Consider the following 26,857-nt stretch of genomic DNA (forward strand, 5'->3'; position numbering starts at 1 on the left):
CCGTCCGGAGCGTGATAAATCCTTCCGGGCGAGGACCTTCATGCCGACCATCACGCCGCCTGATTTCAGTTCGCAGCAATTCAAGGCCAACCCGTTTCCGTTCTACGCGCGCCTGCGCCAGGAAGCGCCCGTCTACCACTTCACCAGCCTCACGAAGGAGCCGACCTGGCTGGTGACGCGCTACGAGGACGTCTCCCAGGTCTTGAAGCACGCGAGCCTCAGCAAGGATGTCTTCGGCGCCGCCGGTGCGGAGCGCAGGGCCCAGATGCCCTGGCTCCTGAAGATCTTCGAGCCGGTCTCGCAGAACATGCTGAGCAAGGATCCGCCGGATCACACCCGGCTGCGCTCGCTCGTGCACAAGGCCTTCACGCCGCGGTTGATCGAGCAGTTGCGCTCGCGCGTCCAGGCGCTGTCGGACCGGCTGCTGGACGAGGCCGCGCGCAAGGGCTCCATGGATCTCGTCTCGGAGTACGCGCTGATCGTCCCCGTGACCATCATCGCCGAGATGCTGGGCGTGCCCCCGAGCGACTACCGGAAGTTCCAGCACTGGTCCAACCGGCTCATCTCGAACACGAGCCTGTGGGACGTGATCCTCTCCGTCCCGAGCGTGGTGATGTTCACCCGCTACCTGCGCCAGCTCATCGCGCGGCGGCGCTCGTCGCTGGGAGACGATCTGCTCTCGGCCCTCATCCAGGCGGAGGAGGCGGGAGACAAGCTGAACGCGGACGAGCTGGTCAGCATGGTGTTCCTGCTGCTGGTGGCCGGGCACGAGACCACGGTGAACCTGATCTCCGGCGGCACGCTCGCCCTCTTGCAACACCCCGAGCAGTTGGAGCGGCTGAGGAAGGAGCCCGGGCTCATCGCGCCGGCGGTCGAGGAGCTGCTGCGCTACGCGAGCCCGGTGGAGGTCTCCACCGAGCGCTTCACGAAGGAGGACATCACCGTGGGCGGGGTGACGATTCCGCGAGGGCATCTGGTCTTCGCGGCGATCGGCTCGGCCAACCGCGACGAGCGCCAGTTCAAGGATCCGGACACGCTCGACCTGGGCCGCGAGCCCAACCGGCACCTGTCCTTCGGAATGGGCATCCACTACTGCCTGGGAGCGCCGCTGGCGCGGCTCGAGGGGCAGATCGCCCTGCAGACGCTGGTGAACCGGTTTCCGAAGCTGCGCCTGGCCACGTCGGCGCAGTCGCTCAAGTGGCGCACGGGTGTGTTGATGCGCGGGCCCCAGCGGCTGCCGGTCTCGCTGTCCTGAGCCCGCCGGAGCGAGCTCCGTGACGCACCCGCCATCCCCGTGCTGGCACCGTCATCCCGGGGGATGGCGGGTGATCCACTCATTGCAGAGGGTTTCCTCGCCGGACGGGCCGACGCACTTCAGGCCCGGCTCCGTTTCCGAGCGGGCCGGAACGAGCCGCTCGCACCAGCGCCGCAGCACCCGGTGCACACAGGCCTCTTCCGCTCGGGAGGGCTGTCGGAGTTCGAGCTGGAACGCCCGCCCTCCCGAGGCCACGCCCGACACCAGGGGACCGTAGGGGAACGCCCGTGCCTTCACGGGAGTCGTCCAGAAGGGGCGGGCCTGTGCCAGGGCCTCCGCCACCTCGGCCTCGGGCAGGGGCGGACAGGGCCCGGCGCCCGGACACACCAGGACACGCGCCGTGGCCTCCAGGTCGCACCGGGTGCAGCTGACCTTCGAGCGTTGGAAAAAGGGCGAGGCACCGCCGCGCAGGAAGTCGAGCTCGGCGGCGGCCTGGTCCGCGGGGCGGGTGCGCGAACAACTGTGGGTGCTCAGGCCCTTGGACTCGGAGCCCTCGGCGTACACGAGGTAGTCGACACCCTTCTTGAACTGGTAGCCACACGCGGTGCCGAACACGCTCGTGGTGACGGTGCGCTGGGTCCGGGCCTTGCCCTTGAAGGTCTCGGTCACGGTGAAGGTGACGCGATGCTCGAGCGGATGCCCCTCGCCCCCCACGGGCTGGAGGTCCTCGACCCGCCCCCGGAAGATGGTGGAGGCCCGCGCGCGAGCCTTCTGGAAGGCGACCCGGTCGTCCGGCTCGCGCCCGCAACTGCACGCCCGTGCCTCCGAGGTCCACGCGAATGGGACGAGGAAGACGAGTACCCCCAGGAGCCGGAGCCAGAGCATGCGGACACTCTAAGCCATTCGGGTCCGGACCAGCCGGTCCTCCGTCATGGGCTCGGGGAAAGGTTCTTCTGGAGGGCGATGGCGGTGTCGAGATGGCGTTGCACCGCTCCTCGGATCGCCAGGGCGAAATCGCGCAGCTCGGCATTTCGGAGCTGGGGCTGGAGCACGCTGTCCATCAGGAACAAGGTCTTCGCATGGAGGAAGACCTGCACGTCCATGTAGGCCAGATCGAATGTCCCCGTGTCGGCACTCGCGCGGAGGATCATGAGGAGCTGGTTCGACTCCGCCATGAGCTGCTGACTGAGTGGGCTTTCGCGGGGCGTGATGCCCAGGGCTTGCAGGCGCGCCTGGAGTTCCTGGTGGGCCGCCGTGTGCTCCTGGACCATCTGCTCGGCGAATCGCCGAACCTCCGAGTTCGTCGCCTGCTGTCGCGCGAGCTCGCCTTGTTGGATTTCGCCCATGTTCACGTTGAGGAGCACCTGGGCGATCTCCTCGTCGCTCAGGGCGGGCAGGCCGATATCCGCGGCCACCGGGCATGACGTTCCATTGGTGTTGAGATGGGTACTGCCGTCGGTGGTGGTCGGGCCTTCCACACACGCGCCAACCCCCAGCACCGCGAGCGAGAGCAGGAGCAGCCGAGCGACGGAGCGCGGCGGGTTCTTCTGGAGCATGGATTCCCCTCCACCTGGTCCGCGCTCAAGGTGAATCCGGGGGGAGCCCCAGGCCATTGTCCCGCGGTGGGGCTTTGCAACCCTACCTCTCGTGTCATCTCTCCGTGGGGAGAAAACCCTCCGTCCGAGGTTACGTCCGCCAACATCCCGTAGTATGAGGGCCACTGGCTGGGTACCAGACGAGCGCGGAGGTGCGAGGATGACCACGAACCATGGAGAGATGACGCCGTACCCGGACGCATTGGAACTGGGCACCCAGGTGGGCCGCTGGCGCGTGGTGAAACGGTTGGGCGTGGGCGGCCAGGGCGCCGTCTACCTCGTGGAGGACGTGGACCGCCCGGGTGACTTCTACGCGCTCAAGCTCGCGCTGTATGCACGTGACGGACGCGCCGAGCGCGAGGTGGCGCTGATGATGAGCCAGGCGGCGCACCCTCACGTGGTGGGTTTCCACGGCTGCGCGCGCTGGCCTCACCCTCGCGAGGGTTATCTGGGCTTCGTCATGGACTGGGTGCCCGGCCTGGCCCTGGACGTGTGGGCCGAGACGGACGGCACCACCTTCCGTCAGCTCGCCACGGCGGGGGCCACGGTGGCGCGCACCTTGGGCGAGTTGCATGCGCGGGGCGTGCTGCACCGCGACCTCAAGCCCGAGCACATCCTCATTCGGAAGTCGGATGGGCAGCCGGTACTGCTGGACTTCGGCGTGGGCTGGTACGAGGGCGCGGCCCCGCTCACCACGGGCCCCTTGCCTCCGGCCACCCTGCACCAGCTCAGCCCCGAGGCGGTACGCTTCCTGTGGAAGAGCCGCGAGTACCCCGACACCCACTACGCCTTCCAACCCACCGATGATCTGTATGCCCTGGGCGTCTGCCTCTACCGGGCGACTACCGGGCATCAACCCTTCTCCGAATGGCTGCCAGCGGACATGTTGCAGATGGCGATCGTCGAGGCGCGCCCGGTGGCGCCCGCGCTCGTCAATCCCCGGGTGCCTCGGGCGCTGAGTGACGTGATTGTCCGGCTGCTGGCGAAGGACCCCTCGGAGCGCTACGCGAGTGGCGCGGCGCTCCATGCGGCGTTGAGCGAGGCAGTTGCCGGTGAGGAAGCCACATGGGACGCGAGCATCTTCGAGTGGGAAGAGGTGCCGCCGACACAGGAGGGGGGCCCCCCTGAGCGGCACCTCCTCCGGCCTCCGAGGCCCAAGCCGTCCTGGTCTGTTCGGCCTTCCGCACCCGCTCCTACTCCCACGCGAGTGGAGCGGCGGAGTTGCTGGCCCAGAAGGCTCGTGTTCGCCACGGCGGTGCTGCTGGCCCTGGTGGCCGTGAGGCTTGTTACATCTGTCGCGCCGGGTGTCCGGGTGCCAGATGAAGAGTGGGCCACGGATGTGCGGGTCGGTCCGGGAACTGCCCAACACGAGCAGGCGCCGTTGCCGGTGAGGAATCAGAAGCTGGCACCCTGTACGGCAAGACTTGAAGTAGAGCTGTCCGGCGCGTGCTGGCTTTCACTCAAGCAGCGACCTCCAGACTGCCCACCCCAGACGGTCGCTTACAAAGGGGAGTGCCTGTTACCGGTAACGAATTCCCGCCCTGTTCCGACCAGCGTGGATGGCGGGGTGCCGTGAATCCCCTGCCCCGCGTCATGCCCGGCTCACGCCAGGAGTCATGTCACGGCGCTCTGGTGTCCAACTCCTGGGGCGTGGGAATGCGCAGCAGCAAGCGCATCCGGTGTCTGCGATTGTACCCCACGGAGTAGAGGTCATTCCCGATGGAGACCACTGCCGGAAGAAGAGGTCGAAGAGGTGGAACTCCGTGCCGAGTTTTGGAGGGGGATGATTAGATTCCTCCTCAGCCTCTTCTTCCTCGGGCTCCTCCGCCATCCGTGCCCACTCTTCCCGGGTGGGAAGAGGGAGCAACTTCCGGTGCTTGAGTTCGCGGGCGTATGCGAGGTGATAGAGCAACTTCCCTACCCCAATGTACGCTCCGTGAGGTGGTGCGGGGTGGGACTCAAGCCATGCGTCGGCCTCTTCCTTCGTCGGGAAGGAGAGAACCGGAGTCAAAGGGCCCGTATTGAAATTCTTGAGGTACTCCTCGAACTCCCCTGCCTCGTTCCGCTCCAGGATGAAATAAAGCGCGATCCTCGAGCTCTTGAGCGCCTCGTGTTGCTCAAAGTGGTGGCACGACGATCTCCATCGTGGAGAAGGCGCAGGGTAAGCATGAGTGGCTCGGAATTCATGTGTGTGCTCCAGCGTGTCGTGAGATGGGCATCCTTTTTCAACCCGCCACGAGGACCACAGGCGCCAGAATCACTAGACCAGCGCCGGCCGAGAGAGTGACGAAAGCAACACCTGCGATGATGACGATCGTTCCGACAAGGAGTTCCTTTCGGTTCCGTTTCAACCATTCGGCCGCGCCACTCGCGGCGGAAAACTCCAAGGCATTCAGCTCTTGCAGCCTGAGGCAAACCATATACTCTTCCAAACACTTATCAGAACAATGTGCGTCCGCTCGTGCTCCCATGACTGGAGAGACTGCCATACCCCGACAGGTCGAACCCGGCAGCGCGTTGCCAGGAGTGGTGAACCTGACCATCCGATGCCTCCTCGATGATGAGCACGAATCCGGTGAGTTCCTCGGCGTGTGAAGGTTCAGCATGGCGAGTACTGCCGCAGGAGAGCAACAGTAAGGCGAAGCCAGCAATGATTAGCCTGGAAATGGGCATGGGCCTTGGCATCTATCACCATTTCGCGGCCGGCGAAGGAGAAACCCCGCGGCCCTACGCGGACACGCCCACGGGGCGCTTGATGGGCAGGAATACCCGGAACGTGGTGCCCTGGCCCAGCGTGCTGTCCACGGTGATGCGTCCGCCCATGCCCGTGACGATGCCATGGCAGATGGACAATCCCAGTCCCGTGCCCACGCCCACCGGCTTGGTCGTGAAGAACGGCTCGAACAGCCGGCGGAGGTTCTCCTCGGAGATGCCCGCCCCCGTGTCCTTCACCGACACCACCACCTCCTCGCCCTCGTGGTACGTGGAGATGCGGATCTCATTCGCCCGCAGATCCCCGTGCGGAATCGCCTGCGCCGCGTTGACGAGCAGGTTGAGGAAGATCTGCGCCAGCCGGGACTCGTTGGCCTCCACCGGTGGCACCTCGCCGTAGTCCTTCTCCAGCCGCGCCCGGTGGCGAATCTCACTCCAGGCGATGTTCACGCACGAGTCGAGCACGCCCCGCACGTCCACCCAGCCGCGTTGATCCTCGGTGTCGCGCGAGAACGTCTTCAAGTCCCTCACGATGTCGCGCACCCGATGGCTGCCCGACAGCGCCTCCTTGAGCGCCTCGCGCAACTCCCCTCCCCGCTCGCTCCCCAGTGGCTCGCCCGCCTCGGCCATGGCCGACAGCTCGTCCTCCACGAAGTGCAGGTTGCTCAGCAGATAGGACAAGGGATTGTTGATTTCATGCGCCACGCCCGCCGCCAGCGTGCCCAGCGACACCATGCGCTCGGTGGCGCGCAGCTTCTGCTGCACCTGGCGGCGCTCGGTCATGTCGCGCGCGATGCACACCTCCGCGGGCCGCCCGTCGAACACGAGCGACAACGTCACCACCTCGCCCACCACCTCGTGGCCCTGACGGTGGCGGAAGCGCACCTCGAGCAGCCCACTGCTCCCGGGGGACTCGCGCAGCATCACCTCGCCCCCGGCCAGCACGAACGTCTCGAGTTCGCGGCCCCGCAGCTGCTCGCCGCTCGTGTACCCCAAGAGCCGCACCGCGGCCGAGTTGGCGAAGAGCAGCGTGCCGCGGCGGTGGATGAAGATGGCGTCCGGCGAGCGCTCGATGAGCAGGCGGAAGCTCTCCGCCGAGCGCCGTTGCGCGTCCTCGGCCCGTCGGCGCCGCTGCTCGTTGCGCAGGCCCTGGAGGATGGCGCAGCACGTGGCCAGCACGGGCCGCAGGAAGGTGATGACCCCGGTGTCGAAGCCCCCCGCCCGGTTGGCCAGCCCCACCATGCCCACCATCTCCGTGGGCGAGTGGAAGGGCAGCCCCAGGAAGCTGCTCAGCGGCGGGTGGCCCTCGAGCCGCGTGTCGAACTCCTCCCGGCACGGCGCGTTGTCCAGCACCGGCCGGCCACTCACCATGACGGCGCCGAAGAGCTTCTGCAGGTGGGGGAACTCCAGCCCCGTGGACACCTCGCGGCGGTAGAACTCGCGCAGCGTGTCCGTCCACTCCACGTGGGCCACGGCACGCGTGCGCAGGAAGGGCGTGCCCTCGGGCGTGAACAGCACCTCGCCAATGAAGCCGTACTCGCTGTGCGTGAGCTTGAGCAGCACCGACAACAGCTTGTCGAAGAGCTGGTGCGTGTCGTGGCCCTGGATGAACTCCGTCTGCACCTCCGTGAGCGCGTGCAACAGCAGGTTGCTCGCCCGCAGCGATTGCTCCGCCGTGGGCGCCCCGTCCCGCTGTGCCTCCTCTGGCACCTCTTCACCCGGAGTGCCGGGATTCTCGGGCCGTTCCATCCGTCCGCTCACCCGCTCGTGTCCGTTCGCGGGCTCGACCATCCTCTAGAACAACGGATGGGTCAACCTCTACCCACCAGGGGGTCAATCCGGCCGCTGAATTTCTCCAGGAGGTGGGCGGGAGGCTCAGGCGGCGCGCTTGCCGCGGGGGCCTCTGGAGCCCACCAGGTCCCGCGGCCCGAGCACCCGGTCGGCGGGGATGCCGGCGTCGAGCGCCTCGCGCAGCCCGGGCGACAGGCCGCCGAGCAGCAGGAGCACCGAGGCATTCGTCCAGGCGAAGCCCAGGGTGCGCTCGCTCCGGGACGTGAGGAGCGCGCCGCGGTCGGCGCCCTGGTTGCCGTACTCGACGGGGACCTCGGCCGAGCAGCGCACCACGTCGTACTTCTCCTTGACGAGGCCGTTGTGGCCCCCGGCGATGTCCAGCACCATGGACAGCCAGCGGTAGGCCACCGCGTCGGCCTCGGCGTGGAAGCCGTAGCGGCGCAGGCCCTCCACGGCGATGACCTGGTGCGGCGCCCAGCCAAAGGGCCAGTCCCACTGGAGGTCCTCGCCCCCGACGGCCTCGCGCGAGGCGCGGGTGCTCGAGGTCAATCCGCCGTCGTGCAGGAAGCGAGGGAGCGCGGCGGCCACGCTGGCGGCCTCCTCGCGCGAGGCCCAGCCCGTCCACAGCGGATAGAAGGTGGCGAGGCTCTCGTAGGTGGAGCGCTGTCCGGCCACGAAGTCATGGTCGAAGAAGAGGCCCCGCTCGGCGTCCCAGAAGCGCGCGCGCATGGTGCGCGCCCGGGCCCGGGCCGCCCGGGTGAAGCGGGCCGCGCGCGAGCTGCCCTCTCCCTCGAGCCGCCGCCACACCGCCGCCAGGTCCATCTCGTACTGGAACAGGAGCGAGTTGAGACACACCGGCTCGTGGTGGTGGGTGGCGGTGGCGAAGCGGTGGCACATGTCCCAGCCGCTCTCGCGGATGGCCCGGTCATGGCGGTGGAACTCGGCGTCGTCCGGCCGCGCGCCGTCGTAGAAGGCGGACAGGTCCTCGGCGTCGGGCCCCTCGGCGTCGTCCAGGTAGCGCGACAGGCCGCCAGGCGTGGCGCGGGGTCCGGTGCGGAAGACTTCCTCCCACTCCATCTCGGCCACGCGGGCCACGCGCTTGAGCAGCCGCCGATCCGAGCGCGCCGCGTTCACCTCCAACGCCAGCCGGGGCATGAGCGGCGGCTGGGTGCGTGACAGGTGGTAGCTGAGGTTGGAGTTGGGAATCTTCCCGTAGTGCTCGATCTCGTAGAGCTGGTTCTCGAGCATGTCCCGGGCGAGCTCGACGCGGCCGGAGGACAGGGCGCCCCGGGCATTGAAGTAGCTGTCCCAGCCGAACATCTGCACGAAGCGGCCGCCCGGGACGATGTAGGGCTTGGGCAGGTAGAGCATGCCCGGCTCGCGCATGAGGGTGCGCCAGTCCTCGGCGCCGCGGGGCTTGTGCAGCGGCACCGTCTCCAGGCCGCCCACGCGGCGGGCCTCGGCGCGCAGCTTCTTGAGCGCCTGGCGGTCGCGCGCGGGCACGTACACGCGCGCGCGGCCCTGGGGATCCTTCACGGGCATCACCTCGAGGGCCTTCTTCAAATCCACGGCCCGGTCCGAGCGGCGCACGAGCCCCTCCCAGCCCCGGTCCAGCAACTTGCGCATCGCCGTGGTGCGCGACTCCAGCAGGCGCTCCAGGGGCAGTCCGGGCTCGTCCCCCCGCCCCTCGAGCACCGCCTCGGCGAGCACGTCCGCGGCGTGCGCCAGCCGCTCCGCGCCGGCCAGCTCCAGCCGCACGCCCGGGCCCAGCTCCAGATCCACCGCGAAGCGCAGCCCCGCCTCGCGCGCCAGGCCGGCATCGCGCTGCGTGAGCCGCCCATCCCCATCGAGATCCAGGGCCATCAACAGCTCGAAAGCCAGACGCGCCGAGGCCGTGGCGACAGGCAGGGGCGCCGACACCACGTTCGCGACGGACGCGGGGGCGGACTCCGGGGCGCGGATGGCGGCGCCGGGCGGCGTGTGAGCAGTCGGGAGAAGAGGAGCGGAAGGAGCAGGGAGAGACGGCGTCCGGTGGGGCACGTTCGACCTTCGGCAGGAAATACGCCGTGGCAAGGTACACGACTCCTCGACATCTCCCAATACCAGACAGACCGTCCACCACCGGGGCGCCGCAATTCCTACCAAGCAAGAATGTTTGCACTCAAAAATGATATTTGATTCCCAAAATTCTTCACGGCTGGAGGGGGTACGGCTTGGCGGGTGGGAGGCGATGAGTATCTTGCGCGCCGCCCCACCCCGCCCGCCCACCTTGGAGCGCATCGCCGTGAACCACCCTCTTCGTCGCACCGTGTCCACCTGGGCCCCCGCCGCCCTGGTGCTGGCCTCCCTGGTCCTGCTTCCGCGCGCCCACGCCGAAGCCGAGCCCACCCCGCTCGACGACAACCGCCGCATCACCCTGGGTTACATCGAGATCGCCTATGAGCTGGGCGGGCTGCTGGATCCCACGCTCCAGCCGGGCGGCAGCAGCCTCGTGCGGCCCAACTGGTTCGTCTTCGCGCCCCATGCCTCGCGCACGGGAGGCCAGGGCATGCTCTCCGCCGCGCTCGCGCGGAAGATCATCACCACCGCCCGGGGCGAGCCCGCGTTCTCGGTCCTGCAATCGCTCACCCGCGCGGGCATCACGGGCACGGTGCTGGCCACCCTGGAGCAGCTCTCCCTGGAGCTCGTCCTCCAGGGGCTGAGCATCGACGCGGCCACGTCCGTCGCCTCGCTCACCACGTCCCTCAACGGCGCGGCGCTGCTGGATGTCCGCACGCTGCTCACCACCTCCTCGCGCCTCGCCGCGCTCTACTGGAGCGCGCCGGGCGTCCATCCGCTCGACAAGGCGGAGGCGCTGGCCCTCTCCCTCGAGCGGGTGCTCCACGAGGGCAACCTGGCCATCTTCACGGACATTGGCGGCTCGGCGCGGCTGTTCCTGGACTGGCGCCGGGGCCTCACGGGCGAGGTGACGTCGGAGCGCGTGCTGGCGGAGTTCCAGCTCGCGGGGGCCGTGGAGTCCGAGGCGCGGCTGGCCTACGCGTACGCCCTCGCACACGCCCACGACACGCCCCGGCCCCACCGGCTGGAGGAAGTGCTGCCGGCGATGAGCTGGAAGAGCCTGCTCGTGGCGGCCTTCGCGCTCTACGAGGAGGCCCGCCACGCGTCCACGCCCGCCTGGCGCGACGCGCTCATCGCCGTGGGCAACAACTACGTGGCCTGGCGCGAGCAGCATGACATGGCGCAGCCCGTCTTCGCCCCGGCGCAAGTCCTGCCGGGCGAGGTGTCCCGCTCCGCCCTGCTGCAAGCCCTCACGCCCCTGCTCAAGACGGACTTCGGCACCCAGGAGTGGACCTATGCCGACTACGCCTACAGCCAGCCGGATCGCGACGGCAACCTGCTCACCTCGCCGCCCACCGAGTACAGCTGGTCCGTCTTCTGGGATCGCTGGTCGGGCATCCTCTACGCCTTCGACCAGGCCTATACCGATCCCTCCGCGCTCTGGGTGATGCCCGACCCCATCGTGAGCCCCCTCCCCTGAGCGGCCCACGGAAGGAAGAGGAGCGGGGTTGAACCCGCTTCACTCCCAGCGGAAACCTCCCGCGCGAACGTCCACCTTCCCGCATCCCCCGGGGGCGGCAAACTGGAGATGGTCGGCATGTCTGCTACCGTTGGGGAATGCCGGTGTTTCCCTCCTCTCCTGTCCTCGGGCGTTTGTTGTCGGGCCTTGGCTGCGCGGCGATGCTCCATGGCGCCGGGGACGCGTTCGGGATGGGGCCCCCGGTGTTCGTGGCCTACGTGCTGCTGTCGTCGGCGCTGGTGATGCGCTGGCGCCACCGGAGCGCGGTCCGCTCGGGCCGGAGCGCGGGGGCGACGGAAGGCACCTGGCGGCTGGCACGCTCCCAGGAGGCCAGGCCCCTGCGGCGAGAGCCGGAGGCGGGCAAGCTGCTCGCCTTTCCCGATCAGCGCACGTTCTGGTCGCGGGTGAAGCTGTGGGTGGGTGGCCTGGGCCTGCTGGGGTGCGGCCTGTGGTGGCTGCTGCTCACCGCCCTGCTCGTCATGCCGGATCCCGCGCCCGCGCTCGATCAGCTCTTCACCAGCGCCTTCCTGCCCCTGGTGCTCGTGTCCCTGCTGCTGCCGGTGCTCTTCCTGGTCTTCCTGCGCTCGGGGCTGCGCGGACCGGCGGACCCGTTCGTGCCGGAGCGACACGCCCCGGAGTACGCCCAGCGCCCGTCGCCGGGCCGCTCGGCGCACGCACGCTCCGCCGCCTCGTCCCCGCGCGGCAAGAAGTCCCACCTGCGTCTGGTGCGCGATACCACCTGCTAGTCCTCGCGCACCAGGACGGGCGGGTGTGGTCCGACCCTCGGGGTGCTTCCTACTCCAGCGGGACTGTTGACGAGCCGAAAGCCGCCCTGCCCCCGGGTTCACGCGCGAGGGAGGCCAGCGTGAACCGGCTCGCATCTTTCCAGTCCGTCTGCGCGCTCCCGCGCTGGGACAGACGCTGGCACAGCCTCTGCTGACAGCTCCCGGCACGCGGAGTCCGTGGCCGTGACCGTGCCCAGCGGGCACACGGCTCCACCGGGCTGCGCGCCTCGAGGGAGTCGCCCATGCAGAGCACTGTCGCCTTGGTGGGGATGGACCGCAATCCGGTCAGTCCGCAGAACCTGAACAATCCCATTCCGCTCTACCACGAGCTGCGCGAGCACGAGCCGGTGCACTGGTCCGAGCCGCTCCAGGCCTGGGTCGTCACCCGCCACGAAGATGTGATGGCCTGCTTCCGGGATCCGCGCCTGAGCGCCGAGCGCTGGAAGTTCTTCGAGTACCAGATCCAGGGCCTGGAGCCGGAGACGATCCGCGAGTTCATGGAGACCACGCGCGACCAGATGGCCATGCGCGTGGGCCCGGAGCACACGCGGGTGCGCCGGCAGGCGAGCGCGGGCTTCACGCCCATGAAGCTGGAGGAGATGCGCGCCTGCATCCACCACACCATGGCGGAGCTGTTGGAGGGCGTGCGCGAGCGGCACGGGATGAACCTCGCCCAGGAGATCTCCTACCCGCTGCCCACGCGCGTGATCGCCGAGCTGCTGGGGGTGCCCGCGGAGGATCGTGACCGCTTCCGGCGCTGGTCGGACACGCTGGCGGAGTTCGCCGCGCCCGCGGCGGGGGCCAGCATGCTGGGCGCGGCGCGCCGGGCCAACCAGGCCATGATGGAGATGAAGGCGTACTTCCTGCCCCTCATCGAGCAGCGCCGCGCCCACCCCACTCCGGACGCGCTCGGCATGATGGTGCAGGCGGAGGAGGTGGGCCACATGACCGCGGGCGAGCTGGTGGCCAACGCCATCCTGCTGATGTTCGCTGGCCACACCACCACGACGGATCAGCTGAGCAACTGCGTGCATGATCTGCTCACCCACCCCGAGCAGCTCCAGGTGCTGCGCGAGGAGCCGGAGCGGGTGCGTGCCGCGGTGGAGGAGAGCGTGCGCTTCCACCCGGCGGTGCCCTTCATCTTCCGCGTGGCCGTCGCGGACGTGGAGCTGCGTGGCCGGCTCATCCACGCGGGCGACGTGGTATTCCTGGGCATGGCCGCCGCCAACCGCGACCCCCGGGCCTTCCCCGAGCCGGACCGCTTCGACATCACCCGGGACCATACCCAGCACCGCCACCTGTCCTTCGGCTTCGGCACGCACCACTGCATGGGCGCGGGCCTGGCGCGCCGCGAGCTGGAGACCGGCATCACCCTGCTGCTCGAGCACCTGCCCGGGCTGCGCCTGGACGAGACGCGGCCCGCGCGCCTCAAGTGCCACAGCCTCAACTTCCGCGGCTTCGATGTGCTGCCCGTGCGCTGGTGAAGGGCCTCACAGCTCCACGAGCCCCGCGCGCAGGGCGAGCACCACCGCCTCCACGTGCGAGTGCACCCCCATCTTCCGGTAGATATGGGACAGGTGCGTGCGCACCGTGCGCCGCTCCAGCGTCATCACCCGGCCCACCTCGGCGTTGGACAGGCCCTTGGCCACGTAGCGCAGCACCTCGAACTCCGCGGGCGTCAGGCCCCAGGGGTTGGGGGCCCGCTCGGGCTCGGGGGGCCGGGCCTGGAGCGAGTGGAAGTAGTTCCAGAAGCGTTTGGCGATGAGGGGCTCGAGCACCGTGCCCCCCTCCATCACCTCGCGAATGGCCGAGCGGATCTTCTCCGGCCCCACCCGCTTGACGAGATAGCCCGAGGCGCCCGCCTGGATGGCCTCGTACACCTTCTGCTCGTCCTCGAAGGAGGTGAGGATGAGCACCTCCACCTCGGGCGCGCGGCGCTTGAGCCGCCGGGTGACCTCGATGCCATGCACGTCCGGCAGCTCCAGGTCCAACAGCACCAGCTCCGGACGCGTGCGCACCACCTCCTCCACCGCCTCCTCGCCCTGCTGGGCACTGCCCACCAGCTCCAGTTCGGCGAAGGTGCCGAGCACCTTGAGGAGGTTGCGCAAGAGGGTCGGTTGATCCTCGACGATGAAGACGCGGGTGCGGTCCATGGCCTCAGCGACGGCGGGGGGCGGGGAAAATCTGCTCGACCTTCTTGTGCTCGCCACGCTCCAGGCGCAGCTTGAACACCTCGCGCTGACGCGGGGTGCGCAGCGTCTCCACGGTGACCTCGCGCATGCCCGGCTTGAGCGGATAGTGCACCAGGGGCAGCGGACGCTTGACGCGCACGCCATCGATGTAGGCGCGCGCCGGGCGGTTGGCCTCGAGGGTGATCCACGCCAGGTTGGCCTTGGAGGGCGCGGAAGCGGGCTCGAGGCTGGAGGCGGCGGGAGGCTCGGGGGCGGGCTCGGGAGGCGGGAGCGCGGGCGGCGGCGGGGAGATGGGCTGCACGGCGGGCGGCGGCTCCTGGAGGTACTGCTGCACGGCGCCGCTGACCGCGTCCACCTTGGGATCCGTGTCCACCGGGGGCGGTTGGGAGAACTTCCACACCCCGAGGGCGAAGCACGCGAGGCCCACCAGCGCGATGGCGCTGGCCACGGCCAGCATCCGCCTCCGGCTCCACGCGTCCTCCAGGAGGTTGCGCTCCTCGGTCAACATGCGCTGGCGCTCGGCGAGCACCGCGGGCATTTCCGGGGCGGTGGCCGTGGGGGGCGCTGGCTCTGGCGCGGGCGTGGGCTCGGGGGCGGCGCCGCGACACGCGCCGGCGCGGGGCGCGAGCGCAGCGGCGCGGTGTCGATCAGATCATCCGTGTCCGGCCGGGCCACGGGCCGGGTGAAGTCCTCCACCACGCGCAGGCGGGGATTCCTGCCCGTGCGCGTCCCCTCCCGGGACGAGCCCTGGGACACGGCCGCACGGCGGGACCTGACCGGCGCGGCGCCGGGAGGAGCCACCCAGGTGGGCGCCTCATCCCCCGGGGCCCCGAGGGGGCTCCTGCCCACGCTCGAAGGCGCGTCGTCCTCGCTCTCGGCGGACTCGGCGTCCGAGGGATGGATCAACACCCTGTCGCGGATGTGGGTATCCGCGGAGCCCGTCCGATCGAGCGTGGGGTGCCCGGAAACGGGAGGGGCGTGAAGGGCGGGCTCCGGCGGCGCGGGGGAGGGACCGCTCTGGAACGAGCCCGAGTACTCCTCGAAGGCGGGCGGCGCGTCCATGGTGTCCGCTTCACTGAGCGCCGGGCTGAAGGAGGGGCGCGCCACCACGGACTTGTCCAGGGCGTCCGCGCTCACCTGGGCCAGGGTCACGCCGGAGATGGGCGTGAGGGTGAAGCGCTCGGTGATGGGCACCGGGCCGGAGGCGCCGAAGGACACCTGGTTGGGCAGCAGCTCCGTCATGAAACGGCGTTGCTCCTCGGTGCCGGGCAGTCCACCCTGGTTGGCCAGGAAGCCGCGCAGCGCGGTGGCGAACTCGGCGCAGGAGCGGAAGCGCCGCGTGGGCGTGGGCTCCAGGGCGCGCAGGATGAGGGGATCCAACCGCGCGTGGACGCGCCGATCCAGGCGGCTGGGCGGAGGCAGTCCGGCGCGGCGGGTGCTGATGCCCCCCTCGGGAATGACGGCCTCGCGCAGGGTGAGCAGCTCGTAGGCGATGGCGCCGATGGAGTAGACATCCGAGAGCACGTCGGGCTCGCCCCCCCGCCCCACTTCCGGCGCCCGGTAGGCGCTGCGGCCGCGGCCCACGAAGGCGCGCTTGAGCTCCGGTACCGCCAGGAGCGCGTGGAGCGCTCCGAAGTCGCACACGTGGGGCGCGCCCGAGCGCGACAGCAGCACGTTGCCCGGGGTGAGGGCGCCATGGACGATGCCCTCCGCGTGGGCGCGCTCCACCGACTCGAGCAACTGGATGACGAGGTTGAGCGCGACGGCCGGCGGGAGGAGGACCTCCTTGGTGTTGAGCCGCTGCAGCGCGACGCCCAGGTTGGAGCCGTCCACCGCCTCGCGCACCACGACGAGCCGGTTCTTCACGAAGCCCACGTCCAGCACGTGGACGATGCCCTCGGAGCGCAGCGGGTTGAGCACGCTGTACGTCGCGGCGAGCGTGGTGGCGTAGCGCGGATCCGACGTCTTCGGGTGGAAGAGCTTGATGACCACCCCGGACCCACCGGGCTCCTGGACGGCGTCATACAGCTCGGCGAGCTCGCCGGCCTCGATGCGTCCATTCAACCGGTAGGCGCTGCTCATCCCTTCCTTTCACGCGGGCGGGGACGTCGGGGGGGCCGTGAGCGTGCCACGCCGGCTCATCCACCGGCAAGCAAGGACGCAGCGCCCCCCGCCTGGACGCTGTCATTCCGGTGCCTGCCCGTGCTTTGCTCCTCGAAACCCGGCGGAAGGCGGATTTTCCGGCCCCGCACGCGCTGCCGGGCTCCCCCTCCCCCGCCTGCCTGGCCAGACTTCCGGTCGATCCCGAACAGTCACTTCTTGACAGACTGTAAAGAGATGGGAGGATGGGAAGAGCTGGTATTTGCATGTGAAATGCGAAACTCGGAGTGTGCCCCCCGTCACCTTCCGAGGACCTCGCCCCCCACGCCGGAGAGGCTCCCAGATGAAAAAGGTGCGCGCAGGCCGACGCTCCCCCCGCGGCATGACGTTGCTCATCGCACTCGCGGTGATCTCGGTGGTGACGGCGGCGACGCTGGTCAGCCTGCGCGTGGTGAGCCAGGAGAGCGAGCTGCAGGGGCGCGAGCGGCACTCGCGCGAGGCGTTCTTCGCGGCGGAGGCGGGGCTGGCCGAGGGGCGCGAGGTGCTCACGATGCTGCTGTCCAAGCACAGCGACTTCGGTAACGAGAACTCCGCCTACCAGGGGAAGGCCTCCAACTTCACGGACGTGATGTTCAAGCTGGGCACGCTCATGGCCTCCAAGCCGGGGTACAACGCCCGGGGCGAGGTGGACGAGGCGAACTTCCCGGGTACCGGGCGCAGCTGGTACGAGGTCATCCCCAACACCCCCTATACGTTGTTGCCGGGAGCAGGCCAGGCGGTGGATCCCAACGTGAGCACGGCCGCGAAGGAAACGCGCGCCATCAACAACAAGCCCTACCTGTCCTTCCCCGAGCAGCGCAACGTCACCTACCGGGTCTTCGTGCACGACGACGAAGACGAGGGCGCGTTCGTGGTGAATGATCCGCGCATCGACAACAACCACGCGGTGTGGGTGGTGTCGGTGGGTGAGGTGCGGGGCACCGGGGAAGTGGTGCTGGCGCGCTCGGTGGTGCGCGCGCTCGTGTTCGCCGACCCGGTGGCTCCAATCAACAACGGCTGTGGTGGCGGCGCTCAGAAGGTCTGCGGCCCGGTCAGCAGCGCCAGTTCGATTCCGACGCCGAAGAACGACATCGATCTGTCCCAAGGCACGAAGCTCTGAAGTTCCCCGTGGTTTTCCCCTGGAGGCCCGTGATGAATCGCTCCTTCCCGCTCCTCGTCCTCCTGATGGCACTCCCTGCCAAAGCAGGAGATGCCAGCCATGGCAAGAAGGTCTTCACCAGCGCGTGCAGCAACTGTCACGTGGCCCAGCCCGCCCGGAATGATTCTCCGGGGGCCAAGGCCACGGACAACCTGGCCACGTGGCTGGCCTCGCACAAGAGCAGTGAGCTGCGCCAGTGGGTGAAGGATCCCTGGGCGGTGAATCCCAAGACGTTGTGTGATCCGAGGCAACTGCAGCCCAAGGACGTCGATGATTTGCTGTCCTTCCTGCGCGGTGCCCAATCCCCCGCCCCTTCCGCTCCCGCGCCCTGACGGCCTCCAGGAGATACACGCATGCACGCCTCACGCCCTACCCTGCTTCTGGGACTGCTGTGCGCCTCTTCGTCCTGGGCCCAATCGAGTCCGGGATCGCTCGAGCTCTGTCATGACGCCACCGAGCAGGACCGGCAGCCCGACTTCAAGGCCCTGGACTTCAAGGACCTGAGCTCCATCTCGCTCACCAAGGACAACCCGCCGGCGCTGCGCCTGGACACCAACCTCGAGGTGCTCAACCCCGAGCGCATCTACTTCCCCTTCTCCCAGCAGGTGCGCGTCAGCTACCTGTACGAGGAGGCCGGCAACTCCACGGCGCTCGGCTACTTCTATTACAAGGACCTGGTCGACCGCGACTTCATCAACCAAGGCGCCAACCTGGCCGACAGCTCGGATGACACGCTCGCCGACAACGACGGCAACGGCATCGCGGACTTCCACGAAGCGCTGTTCCAGATGACCGACAAAACCTCCCTGGACAGCTCGGGGCGGCGCTGCGGCAACAAGTTCGACTACACGTACGGGAGCAAGAAGACCACCCTCTACGTGCCGGAGCTGGCCTCGAAGGATTGCGGCGCCCACTTCACGGCCTCGACCACTCTCTCGAGCGGGCAGCCCGTGGCCGCCAACGCCACGCGTCCGAACATCACGGTCGGCCTGCTGGGCGTGGATGGCAACGCGGACAGCGCCGATCAGTTCAGCGACCGGGGCCTCTACCGCAGCGTGCCCAACCTGCTCGAGCCCCGCGACCCGAAGAACAAGAACGGGGGCATCGGCCACCTGGTCTTCCTGCACTCCGACGACGACAGCGACAAGAACACCGGCGGCAACCTGGGTCCGGTGGCGGACGTCACCAACTCCCTCAATGGCATTCCCGACTACAACGTCTCCGCCTATGACGCCGATGGCCGGCCCCTGTCCCCCGCGCCGGACAACACGCTCGAGCAGGAGAACGATCGCACGGTGAACCTGGGGGAGATCCAGGGCGACCGGGAGCTCGTCTTCTTCGCCGTGTCGTGGGGCTCGGCCGGGCACGGTCCGGTGAGCACCGGCAGCGCCAAGGTCTACCCCTGCCTGAGCTTCAAGGCCAACACCAACGTCTGCGCGCTGTACCTGAAGACGCCCACCTACGTCTATTTCTCCAAGACGTTCCTCAACCTGGATCAGAACCCCCAGCCCTCCACCACCAAGACGGTGGACGGCCAGAGCTTCAAGTCGGTGGCCGAGCTGGACATCGGCTGCGCCTACACCACCGACCAGAAGAAGTGCGAGCTGGGGCTGTCGGGCTGGCTGGACCAGGCGACGCTGGATCGCCTCAAGAACGTGCCGGCCTACAACAAGCTGATCATGCCGCACGAGCGCGCGTTCGTGAAGGCGGACACCAGTGGCAAGGACCTGATGCCCCACGTGCTGGTGGGCGCGCCCTCCACCGACAAGTACCGCTGGGTGCTCGGCTTCGAGGACCTGCCCGGTGGCGGTGACCGCGACTTCAACGACGTGAGCTTCATGATCCACAAGTCCAACGGCGGCCGGGTGCGCTCGGGCGTGGTGTCGGGCGATCTCACCCCGGACATCGCCCAGGACTTCACCATCACCGAGGTGACGTTCCGGGCCCAGGACGAGTCCTACTACGCGTCGAGCAGCACCGACGCGGCGTTCTGCAGCTCGCGCCCCGCGGGGGAGCAGCCGCGCATCCGCTACCAGGTCGCGCTCGACTGCAAGGTCTGCACGTCCAACTGCTCCTCGACCAGCCCGGTCATGACGGTCAACCCCAACCCCACCTGGGTGGACGTGCCGCTCGACTCCCCGCCCACCAACGGCAAGCGCGATCAGACGGTGACGCTGCGCGACTTCCTGGAGCGCAGCCTCACCGGCTCGCAGCTGTGCTGGCAGGCCATCATGGAGAGCAAGTACGACCAGTGCCAGCCGACCATCAAGAACATCAACGTCTACTACAAGGCGGTGAAGGCGGGAGACTACGGCCGTGCGGCCGTGTCCGCGGTGGCCAACACGGTCCTCTACGGCACCTTCGAGACGCCCGGCCGCAAGTGGTTCGAGCCCGGCAAGCAGCAGCCCTCCGTGCGCGTGGTGGATGGCCGGCCGGACCTGTCGGAGCGCGGCCACCTCTACCTGCGCAAGCTCTTCCATCCGGAGCTGCCCACCAGCACCCTGACCACGAACGGCGTGCAGTGGGACAGCGGCGACAAGCTCGCGAGCGACCTGCGCTCCTCGAGCGCGCCGGATCCGATCAACTGGCGCAAGCTCATCACCATGAATCCGCAGGGTGAGCGCACCGAGTTGAAGAGCGTGCTGACCAACACCAACGGCGGAGAGGCCTTCTCCAGCAACAACTGCGGAACGAACAACGGCGGCAACTGGGTGTGCGACCTGGATGCCAGCGGAGGCCCTCCCGACGACGCGGACCGCGCGCTGCTGCGCAACTGGCTGTATGGCTGGGAGCGGCGCACCGGCGGCGCCCAGGACACCAAGCGCACCTGGGCCATGGGCGGCGTGCAGCTGTCCACCGCGGCCATCATCGGCGCCTCCGCGATGCCCTCCTGGGTGTCGCTCGCCAAGGGCCAGGAGCAGAACGCCTACGTGAACAACTTCATGAAGGATCTGCGCGTGAGCGAGCGCTCCACCATGTCCTACGTGGGCTCCACCCAGGGCTTCCTGTATGGCGTGGAGGCCGGCGTGCTGCGCATGGGCAATGACGCCTGCACCCCCACCACCGAGGCCAATGGCTACTTCAAGGTGAAGTCGTCGCAGAAGTGCCCCGCCAACCCCAGCGATCCCAAGCCCTACCCCCGCGAGTACGGCGAGGCCGTGGAGAAGTTCGCCTACATGCCGCGCAAGCTGCTGCCCTTCTACGTGGAGACCTACCTGCGTCAGGGCAATGGCAAGCGTGCCTCCGTGGACGCGTCTCCGACGGTGGCGGACGTGGACCTGGGCTTTGGCGCCTACGATCCCACCAAGGGCTTCTCCGCCAACGCCGTGTCCGACAAGGCGTGGACGATCGGCCCCAAGGACACGGTGGGCTCCACCGAGGGCGCCAAGACGGTGCTCGTGGCCCCCACCGGCCCCTCGCACAGCGTGGTGTTCGCGCTCGACGTCACCGATCCCACCAGCAGCTCCTTCCCCCAGCCCATGTGGGAGTTCGACATGGCCTCGGACAAGGTCGACTTCGGCGGACAGACCGGCAAGCTCACCGTGGAGGACGCCTTCGACGACCTGGGCACCACGAGCACCCTGCTGCCGGACACGCGCGGCTCGCGCCATGCCCCCACCGTGGCGCGCATGGACTTCGGCCCCAAGGGCGGCCTGCGCTGGGTGGCGCTGGTGGGCACCGACTACGTCCCCAACCCCAACACCGCCGGATCGATCTTCCTGGTGGACGTGAAGACGGGCATGCCGGTGCAGGTGCCGGGCACGCAAGCGGCCACCAAGACCGCGGGCGTGATCCCCCTGGCCCTCAACGAGGGCATCTCGGGTGAGCCCCTGGCCGTGGACGCCAACGATGACGGCACCGCCGAGCTCATCTACGCCGCCACGACGCAGGGCAAGATCTACCGCATCGCCACCAACAAGGTGGACGCCGCGGGCGGCTTCGGCCGGGTGCTCCAGGTGTGCAAGATCGCGGACGTCCAGACGGAGCTGAAGAACAGCCCGAAGACCGAGTACCAGAACGAGGCGAAGTACCAGGGCGTCTACTCGACCATGTCCGCGACGCTTTACCGCGAGACCACGGGCAAGGGCGTGCGCCTGTTCGTGGGCACCGCCAACAACCCGGACATCTCCGACGAGCCCGCGGACCTGCTGAAGACCCCGCCCCACGGCTACGTGCTCGCCTTCGAGGATCGCAACCCCACGGGCGCCAGCTGCAACACCGCCGTCCCCCTGTGGATCAAGCAGCTGGGCGTGGGTCAGATGGTGTGGGGCGGCATCGCGCTCGCCCGGGACAGCACGGGCAACGAGCTGGTCAACACCAGCACCGCGGTGGGCAAGGCGGCCAATGCCTGCTCGCTCAGCGGCACCGAGAGCGGCATGTTCTACAGCATCAACTCCGCGAAGCCGGAGCCGGACAAGCAGGCGACCGGCACCGAGCTGGGCGGCCACAGCCTGGCTACCCCGGTGATGCATGATGGGCACATGATCATGCTGACCGCGGACGGCAAGGTGCTGGTGCGGGGAGACCCGAAGAAGTGGAACAACGAGGCCAGTGGCTCCGGCGGGGGCCAGGTGCGTGTCCACATGTGGGACGCGGATCCCTCCGGTGTCGTGAAGCCGTGAGGAAGGCGGCGAGCATGAGGCGTCCCTCGCGGCGCCGGCGTGGCATCACGCTGCTGGAGACGTTGATGACCGCGGCGGTGCTCATCCTGGGCATCGGCGTGGTCGCCAGCACCGTGGTGTCCATCGTGCGGCTCAACCGGCGCAACCTCGCCCAGGCCCAGGCCTACACCATCGCCGAGTGGTGGCTGGAGCGCGTCACCCGCATGGGATGCAAGGCCGGCGAGCTCGAACCCTGCAAAGAAATCAAGGATTTGGATGATGACCCGCCCATCACCCTGTACTGGAACGCCAGCGGCATCCCCTCCGAGACGCCGCCCGTGGCCGGAGCAAACTCGGAAGTGGCGCGTCCCTACCGGGTGACGATCGACGTGGATCCGCCCTTCGAAGGCAATGAAAAAGGGAGTCCAGCCGTGGACCGCGAGGTCATCAAGGATATGCCCTTGAAGAACACGCTCAACGTGCGGGTGACGGTGAGCTGGCAGGACGAGCTGAGCCGCGACGACTACCACGCCGTGGCGCTGCAGACGCGGGTGGGGCCATGAAGCGGCGCCTCCCCTCCCCTCTTGGGGGCTTCACGCTGCTGGAGCTGATGGTGGCCAGCTCCCTGTCGCTCATCGTGCTCGCCGCGGCACTGTGGAGCGCCGCCGAGCTGCAGCGGCGCGGCACGTTCGAGGAATCGCTCATGGAGGCGCAGAACACCCTGCGCGCCGTGCGCGAGATGCTCGTGGTGGAGCTGCAACGCGCGGGTATGGGCGTGGGCAGCGCGCGCATGGTGTTCGGCAGGCTGGGCGCCGCCGACGACGTGCGCTACGCCATCAACGTCAGCCCCGAGGAGCGCTTCGACGGCACGGGGGCGTTCCCCGCGGACCCCACCTTCGCGCCCCCCACGGGCGCCTACGCCGGGCGCATCTCGGACGTCCTCCAGGTGTGGAGCTGGGACTCCGAGGCCATGAACGGCGCCAATCCCATTGGCATGGTGCCCCTGACGCTGTGCACCCACGCGGCCAACGCCTCGGACCTGTACCGCTCGGGCAACGAGCTGTGCGCGAGCACGGTGCCCGTGGGCCTCATGAATCGGCTGGTGATGGTCGTCAAACCCGAGACGCGCATCGCCTGCATCATGCGGGTGACGGCGGTGAACCAGGACGCGTCGGCCCCCTACGCGCGCATCGTGGTCAGCCCGGGCATCACCGAGGGCCAGGCCTCCAACAACAACCCGTGCATGAGCCTGGCCGCTGGCGCGCGTCCCAACGATGGCACGCTGGATTACTGGGGGGCGGACCGCTCCGGCGGCTTCATCCTCCTCATGCGCGGCTCGGCCTTCCGCGTCAACTGGAGGACCGGCACGCCCGTGTTGGAGCGCAGGGACATCTCCTCGGTCGCCAATCCCGCGGCGACCCCTGACTGGGTGACCCTGTCGCACGACGTCGAGATGATCCGGCTGCGCCTGGGCGTGATGGAGGACCTCAAGTTGCCCAAGTCGCCCGTGCTGTGGTTCCCGGAAACCACGCCCGAGCGCCCGCATCTGGAGAAGTGCACGGACGTGAAGTGTGGCCCCCTGGTGCCCGGGGGGTGGACGGTGGACCCCATCAATTCGCCCACCGCGCGTGACGCGTTGATGAGCCGCGTGCGCATGGTGCAGGTGCAGGTCATCACCCGCACGGCGCGCCTGGACTCGTCGCTCGTCCGCAAGGACGGCGCCGGCGAGTACATCCTCGACGCGGACAAGCATCCGCAGGATGGCTACAAGCGGCGCTCCTCCACCCTGGAGATCATGCCGCGCAACTTCGCCCTGGCGGGAGTGCTGCAATGAAGACGAGACGTGCTCGCGCGGGACTCACCACCCTGGAGATCCTGGTGACGGTGGCGATCGCGGGCGTGTTCGCCTCGATGGCCGTGATGAACATGGATATCGTCAAGCGCCGCCAGAGCGAGCGCAACGCGCTCCGGGAGATCTCCTCCCTGGCCAACCAGGCCCGCACGTATGCGCGCACGAGTCAGTACCCGGTGCGTCTGTCCGTGACCACCAACGTCATGGGCGCCACCGTGCTGCGCTGGGAGCAGTTGCCGTGCGATACGGCCCACCGCTGGGGCGACTCCTGCCCCGCCGCGGCCTGTCTGACCAACGCCTGCAACAAGGGCGGCTGCCAGTGCGTGGCGCAGGGCGAGGGCATCGCCATCCCCGCCACCCTGGACGTGTCCGCCCTCGACGGCCTGTGCTGGCTGGGCCGGGGCGGAGCGCCCCGCCACCAGACCCCGGGCAACCCCACGTGCCAGGTGACGGGAAATCCGCCCCAGAAGCCCCTGAAGATCACCCAGAGCCAGAGCGGCAAGCTCGATCACGTGCTCCAGGTGGACGGCCTCACGGGCAAGCCGCGCATGGTGGACTGCACGCAGCAGCCGGTGGATCCCACCTGCAACGTTCCGTGAGGGACGTGGACACGGGGATGGGGAGCCCGGGCCTGGTGGTTGACCCCCCGGGCCGCGTGGTATGTCTGTCTGTCCCTTGTCTTCCAAACTCTCTCCGACTGGCCCCATCCCCGGCAGTCCGACGACCTCGGATCCGCTGCACGGCAGCTTCCGCTCCTCGCGCAGTCAGGCCCATGCCGAAGAAGCCGAGCACCGCGCCCAGGCCCTCCTCGCCGACGCCGAACTCCACCGCCTGCTGAGTGTCCCGCAACACGGGCCGCACGAGGGCCCGCGCGCGCGCGACATCTTCGTCAACCGCAACCTGCGCATGTCGGGCATCGAGCTGGTGGGCTTCGACATGGACTACACGCTGGCCATCTACCACATGCGCCGGCTGGAAGAGCTCGCGTATGACATGACGCTCGCGCGGCTCATCAGCGAGCGGGGCTACCCTTCCATCATCGGCCGCCTGCAGTACGACCACCACTTCGTCATGCGCGGGCTGGCCGTGGACAAGGAGAACGGCAACCTGCTGAAGATGGACCGCTTCGGCTACGTGGGGCGGGCCTGGCACGGACTGCGGCCGTTGGATCGCGAGGTGTGGCGCGCGCTCTACCGCAACCAGCGCGTGCGGCTGAAGGAGCCACGCTTCGCGTGGATCGACACGCTCTTCGCCCTGCCAGAGGCCTGGCTGTTCGCGGGCATCATCGAGCTGCTCGAGTCGCTCGGCCAGCGCGTGGACTATGGCCGGCTGAACGACGACATCCGCGAGGCCATCGACTCGGTGCACCGCGACAACTCGCTCAAGCGCGAGGTGCGCAAGGACTTGTCGCGCTACATCTTCCAGGACCCGGAGCTGGGTCCCGCGCTGCACAAGCTGCGCTCGGGCGGCAAGCGGTTGTTCCTGCTGACCAACTCGGCCTGGGACTACACGGACGTGGTGATGCGCTACCTGCTGGACGGGCAGCTCGCGGAGTACCCGAACTGGCGCAACTACTTCGACTATGTGGTGACGCTCGCCTCCAAGCCGGCCTTCTTCGCCGAGCAGCGGCCCTTCCTGGAGCTGGAGGTGGCCGGGCCTGGCGAGCAGGCGCGCGTGGTGGGCGAGGCCTCGGGGCTGGAGCGCGGCAAGGTGTACCAGGGCGGCAACCTGGTGCAGTTCGAGCAGTACACGCGCCGCTCGGGCGAGCGCATCCTCTACGTGGGCGACCACATCTACGGCGACATCCTCAAGTCCAAGAAGACCTCGCTGTGGCGCACGTGCATGATCGTCCAGGAGATCGAGGACGAGATCACCTACACGTATGGCCAGCGCGAGCGGATTGAGCGTCTGGCCGAGGTGGAGCGCACGCGCGCGCGGCTGGAAGAAGAGGTGGGCGACCACAAGAACCTGCTCAACCAGTTGGATCGCACGCTGGAGCGCGGGGGCCTCACGGCCGAGGCCCAGACGGCGCTGGAGGAGCAGCGGCGCGGGGCCAAGGTGGCGCTGGACACGCTGCGCCGGGCGCTGCGCGAGGCGACGGAGATCGCCGATGCGCTCGAGCGCGAGGTGGAGGAAGGCTTCAACCCGTACTGGGGGCTGCTCTTCAAGGAGGGCAGTGAGAACAGCCGGTTCGGCGAGCAGGTGGAGCGCTACGCGTGTCTGTACACGAGCCGGGTGTCCAACTTCCTCTACGACTCGCCCCTGCAGTACTACCGCTCGTCACGGAACTTGATGCCCCACGAGCAGGCGGGCGCGTGGAGCGCGAAGCTGTCCCCCGAGGGCGGCGAGGAGCCGCCTCCGGGAGAAGGCTGAGACTCACTCCCGCGCGGGCGGCAGCGCGGGAACGCGGCCCCAGATGACCGAGGTGTAGCGCGAGCCGGGCTCGGCCTCGAGCCCCAGCTTGCGCAGATCCTCCGAGTGTTTGGCGCCCTTGACTACCACCCACCGCCGCGCCACGCGCCGGGCCTCCTCCAGCACCTCGGGCGTCAGGGGGGCATGCTCGGCGAAGCGCCGGAGCATCTCGAAGGCGGGCTGGGACTTCTTGGGCTTCTCGAACATCGGATCGAAGAAGACGACATCGAAGGAGCCCGAGGGCAGCGCGCGCAGGTACGCGTGCGCGCCGGTGTGCACCGGCTCCACGCGGCAGGACTCGGGGCCGGCGTCGTAGGTCTTCAGGCCCTCGGAGACCACGGCGTACAGCGCGAGGCTCTTCTCCAGCGCCACCACCCTCCCCTGCTGGCCCACCACCACCGCAGCCACGAGCGCGTCCTGGCCGAGCCCCAACGTGCAGTCGAGCACGTGATCCCCGGCGCGCAACTCGGCCACGCGCGCCAGGGCGTCACCGCGATCGCCCTCGAGCCAGCGCAACCGGCGCAGGTGCGCCATGCCCGGATTGAAGCTGAAGGAGTTCTCCGAATCCCAGAGGGACACCTCGCCCTCGCGCTCGAAGACGAGCAGGGCCTCGGCCGTGGTCGCGAGCAGCGGGCCGAGCGGCGCCTTCTTGCGCCTGGGAATAAATGGCAGACCCCAGGCCCGAGCAGCCTCGCGGGCCTGGAGGATCAGACCCTCTCGAGGCTTGCCGCTCGTCGTCACCGCCAGGGGCACACGGCCCTGTTCGCTCGAAGTCACCGCCAGACCC

General features: G+C 68.8%; 20 protein-coding genes. 12 read left to right on the top strand and 8 right to left on the bottom strand.

Annotation, left to right across the window (positions count from 1 at the left end):
- Positions 1-40 precede the first annotated feature (40 nt).
- A complete protein-coding gene (locus CYFUS_RS26295) occupies positions 41-1,255 on the top strand; it encodes a cytochrome P450 family protein (RefSeq protein ID WP_095987731.1) in 1,215 nt (404 codons plus the stop codon).
- Between the two features lie 51 nt (positions 1,256-1,306).
- Here CYFUS_RS26295 and CYFUS_RS26300 read toward each other — a convergent pair whose 3' ends face one another.
- Both CYFUS_RS26300 and CYFUS_RS26305 read right to left on the bottom strand, forming a co-directional pair.
- Positions 1,307-2,140 (bottom strand): hypothetical protein, encoded by an 834-nt coding sequence (locus tag CYFUS_RS26300; protein WP_095987732.1) that lies wholly within the window; start codon positions 2,138-2,140, stop codon positions 1,307-1,309.
- Positions 2,141-2,184: 44 nt separating this feature from the next.
- A complete protein-coding gene (locus CYFUS_RS26305; protein WP_157758662.1) occupies positions 2,185-2,811 on the bottom strand; it encodes a DUF4142 domain-containing protein in 627 nt (208 codons plus the stop codon).
- 199 nt (positions 2,812-3,010) lie between these two features.
- Between CYFUS_RS26305 and CYFUS_RS26310 the strand changes: the two genes are divergently transcribed.
- A complete protein-coding gene (locus CYFUS_RS26310) occupies positions 3,011-4,426 on the top strand; it encodes a serine/threonine protein kinase (RefSeq protein ID WP_095987734.1) in 1,416 nt (471 codons plus the stop codon).
- 1,151 nt (positions 4,427-5,577) lie between these two features.
- Here the strand turns inward: CYFUS_RS26310 and CYFUS_RS26320 are convergent.
- Positions 5,578-7,311, bottom strand: coding sequence for an ATP-binding protein (locus CYFUS_RS26320; protein WP_198316074.1), 1,734 nt, complete (start codon positions 7,309-7,311; stop codon positions 5,578-5,580).
- Positions 7,312-7,437: 126 nt separating this feature from the next.
- Positions 7,438-9,273, bottom strand: a complete 1,836-nt coding sequence (locus CYFUS_RS26325) for a trehalase family glycosidase (RefSeq protein ID WP_232536806.1) — start codon at positions 9,271-9,273, stop codon at positions 7,438-7,440.
- Between the two features lie 310 nt (positions 9,274-9,583).
- Between CYFUS_RS26325 and CYFUS_RS26330 the strand changes: the two genes are divergently transcribed.
- The 3 genes from CYFUS_RS26330 to CYFUS_RS26340 all read left to right on the top strand — a co-directional run bounded on the left by CYFUS_RS26330 (position 9,584) and on the right by CYFUS_RS26340 (position 13,199).
- Positions 9,584-10,891 (top strand): hypothetical protein, encoded by a 1,308-nt coding sequence (locus tag CYFUS_RS26330; protein WP_232536807.1) that lies wholly within the window; start codon positions 9,584-9,586, stop codon positions 10,889-10,891.
- Positions 10,892-11,121: 230 nt separating this feature from the next.
- Positions 11,122-11,676 (top strand): hypothetical protein, encoded by a 555-nt coding sequence (locus CYFUS_RS26335; RefSeq protein ID WP_232536808.1) that lies wholly within the window; start codon positions 11,122-11,124, stop codon positions 11,674-11,676.
- Positions 11,677-11,957: 281 nt separating this feature from the next.
- On the top strand, positions 11,958-13,199 hold the full coding sequence (locus CYFUS_RS26340; protein ID WP_095987738.1) for a cytochrome P450: 1,242 nt from the start codon (positions 11,958-11,960) through the stop codon (positions 13,197-13,199).
- 6 nt (positions 13,200-13,205) lie between these two features.
- Here the strand turns inward: CYFUS_RS26340 and CYFUS_RS26345 are convergent, their stop codons facing one another.
- Genes CYFUS_RS26345 through CYFUS_RS26350 form a run of 3 tightly spaced genes read right to left on the bottom strand, consistent with a single transcriptional unit; the run spans position 13,206 to position 15,989 of the window.
- Complete coding sequence (locus CYFUS_RS26345; protein ID WP_095987739.1) at positions 13,206-13,868, bottom strand: response regulator; 663 nt, start codon at positions 13,866-13,868, stop codon at positions 13,206-13,208.
- 4 nt (positions 13,869-13,872) lie between these two features.
- Positions 13,873-14,436 carry a hypothetical protein gene (locus CYFUS_RS52960; protein ID WP_232536809.1) on the bottom strand — a complete coding sequence of 188 codons (564 nt, stop codon included), beginning with the start codon at positions 14,434-14,436 and terminating at the stop codon, positions 13,873-13,875.
- Positions 14,409-15,989, bottom strand: coding sequence for a serine/threonine protein kinase (locus tag CYFUS_RS26350; protein ID WP_232536810.1), 1,581 nt, complete (start codon positions 15,987-15,989; stop codon positions 14,409-14,411). Before CYFUS_RS26350 ends, CYFUS_RS52960 begins: the two co-directional genes overlap by 28 nt.
- A 400-nt stretch (positions 15,990-16,389) precedes the next feature.
- On the opposite strand from CYFUS_RS26350, the gene CYFUS_RS26355 reads away from it, so the two are divergent.
- From CYFUS_RS26355 to CYFUS_RS26385, 7 genes are all read left to right on the top strand, one after another.
- Positions 16,390-17,166, top strand: coding sequence for a hypothetical protein (locus CYFUS_RS26355; RefSeq protein ID WP_095987740.1), 777 nt, complete (start codon positions 16,390-16,392; stop codon positions 17,164-17,166).
- A 32-nt stretch (positions 17,167-17,198) separates the two neighbouring features.
- Positions 17,199-17,537, top strand: coding sequence for a c-type cytochrome (locus CYFUS_RS26360; protein ID WP_095987741.1), 339 nt, complete (start codon positions 17,199-17,201; stop codon positions 17,535-17,537).
- Positions 17,538-17,558: 21 nt separating this feature from the next.
- Positions 17,559-21,827, top strand: a complete 4,269-nt coding sequence (locus CYFUS_RS26365; RefSeq protein ID WP_095987742.1) for a DUF4114 domain-containing protein — start codon at positions 17,559-17,561, stop codon at positions 21,825-21,827.
- A 14-nt stretch (positions 21,828-21,841) separates the two neighbouring features.
- The gene (locus CYFUS_RS26370; RefSeq protein ID WP_095987743.1) at positions 21,842-22,369 is read left to right on the top strand and encodes a type IV pilus modification PilV family protein; all 528 of its coding nucleotides are present in this window, start codon (positions 21,842-21,844) and stop codon (positions 22,367-22,369) included.
- The gene (locus CYFUS_RS26375) at positions 22,366-23,640 is read left to right on the top strand and encodes a PilW family protein (protein ID WP_095987744.1); all 1,275 of its coding nucleotides are present in this window, start codon (positions 22,366-22,368) and stop codon (positions 23,638-23,640) included. Before CYFUS_RS26370 ends, CYFUS_RS26375 begins: the two co-directional genes overlap by 4 nt.
- Complete coding sequence (locus CYFUS_RS26380) at positions 23,637-24,257, top strand: pilus assembly FimT family protein (protein WP_095987745.1); 621 nt, start codon at positions 23,637-23,639, stop codon at positions 24,255-24,257. Before CYFUS_RS26375 ends, CYFUS_RS26380 begins: the two co-directional genes overlap by 4 nt.
- 61 nt (positions 24,258-24,318) lie before the next feature.
- Positions 24,319-26,031: an HAD-IG family 5'-nucleotidase gene (locus tag CYFUS_RS26385; protein ID WP_095987746.1), complete on the top strand. Its 1,713-nt coding sequence runs from the start codon at positions 24,319-24,321 to the stop codon at positions 26,029-26,031.
- A gap of 3 nt (positions 26,032-26,034) precedes the next feature.
- Here CYFUS_RS26385 and CYFUS_RS26390 read toward each other — a convergent pair whose 3' ends face one another.
- On the bottom strand, positions 26,035-26,649 hold the full coding sequence (locus tag CYFUS_RS26390; RefSeq protein ID WP_332468289.1) for a class I SAM-dependent methyltransferase: 615 nt from the start codon (positions 26,647-26,649) through the stop codon (positions 26,035-26,037).
- Positions 26,650-26,857: the final 208 nt, after the last annotated feature.

This window comes from Cystobacter fuscus, from assembly GCF_002305875.1.
Taxonomy (GTDB): Bacteria; Myxococcota; Myxococcia; order Myxococcales; family Myxococcaceae; genus Cystobacter; species Cystobacter fuscus_A.

Bases quoted from the DNA above. Each gene is read 5' to 3' on its own strand.
- CYFUS_RS26345 (WP_095987739.1), bottom strand. From the start codon at position 13,868: ATGGACCGCACCCGCGTCTTCATCGTCGAGGATCAACCGACCCTCTTG.
- CYFUS_RS26360 (WP_095987741.1), top strand. From the start codon at position 17,199: ATGAATCGCTCCTTCCCGCTCCTCGTCCTCCTGATGGCACTCCCTGCC.
- CYFUS_RS26305 (WP_157758662.1), bottom strand. From the start codon at position 2,811: ATGCTCCAGAAGAACCCGCCGCGCTCCGTCGCTCGGCTGCTCCTGCTC.
- CYFUS_RS26340 (WP_095987738.1), top strand. From the start codon at position 11,958: ATGCAGAGCACTGTCGCCTTGGTGGGGATGGACCGCAATCCGGTCAGT.
- CYFUS_RS26370 (WP_095987743.1), top strand. From the start codon at position 21,842: ATGAGGCGTCCCTCGCGGCGCCGGCGTGGCATCACGCTGCTGGAGACG.
- CYFUS_RS26385 (WP_095987746.1), top strand. From the start codon at position 24,319: ATGTCTGTCTGTCCCTTGTCTTCCAAACTCTCTCCGACTGGCCCCATC.
- CYFUS_RS26375 (WP_095987744.1), top strand. From the start codon at position 22,366: ATGAAGCGGCGCCTCCCCTCCCCTCTTGGGGGCTTCACGCTGCTGGAG.
- CYFUS_RS26335 (WP_232536808.1), top strand. From the start codon at position 11,122: ATGGGGCCCCCGGTGTTCGTGGCCTACGTGCTGCTGTCGTCGGCGCTG.
- CYFUS_RS26330 (WP_232536807.1), top strand. From the start codon at position 9,584: ATGAGTATCTTGCGCGCCGCCCCACCCCGCCCGCCCACCTTGGAGCGC.
- CYFUS_RS26320 (WP_198316074.1), bottom strand. From the start codon at position 7,311: ATGGAACGGCCCGAGAATCCCGGCACTCCGGGTGAAGAGGTGCCAGAG.
- CYFUS_RS26355 (WP_095987740.1), top strand. From the start codon at position 16,390: ATGACGTTGCTCATCGCACTCGCGGTGATCTCGGTGGTGACGGCGGCG.
- CYFUS_RS26380 (WP_095987745.1), top strand. From the start codon at position 23,637: ATGAAGACGAGACGTGCTCGCGCGGGACTCACCACCCTGGAGATCCTG.
- CYFUS_RS26295 (WP_095987731.1), top strand. From the start codon at position 41: ATGCCGACCATCACGCCGCCTGATTTCAGTTCGCAGCAATTCAAGGCC.
- CYFUS_RS26300 (WP_095987732.1), bottom strand. From the start codon at position 2,140: ATGCTCTGGCTCCGGCTCCTGGGGGTACTCGTCTTCCTCGTCCCATTC.
- CYFUS_RS26350 (WP_232536810.1), bottom strand. From the start codon at position 15,989: ATGAGCAGCGCCTACCGGTTGAATGGACGCATCGAGGCCGGCGAGCTC.
- CYFUS_RS26310 (WP_095987734.1), top strand. From the start codon at position 3,011: ATGACCACGAACCATGGAGAGATGACGCCGTACCCGGACGCATTGGAA.
- CYFUS_RS26365 (WP_095987742.1), top strand. From the start codon at position 17,559: ATGCACGCCTCACGCCCTACCCTGCTTCTGGGACTGCTGTGCGCCTCT.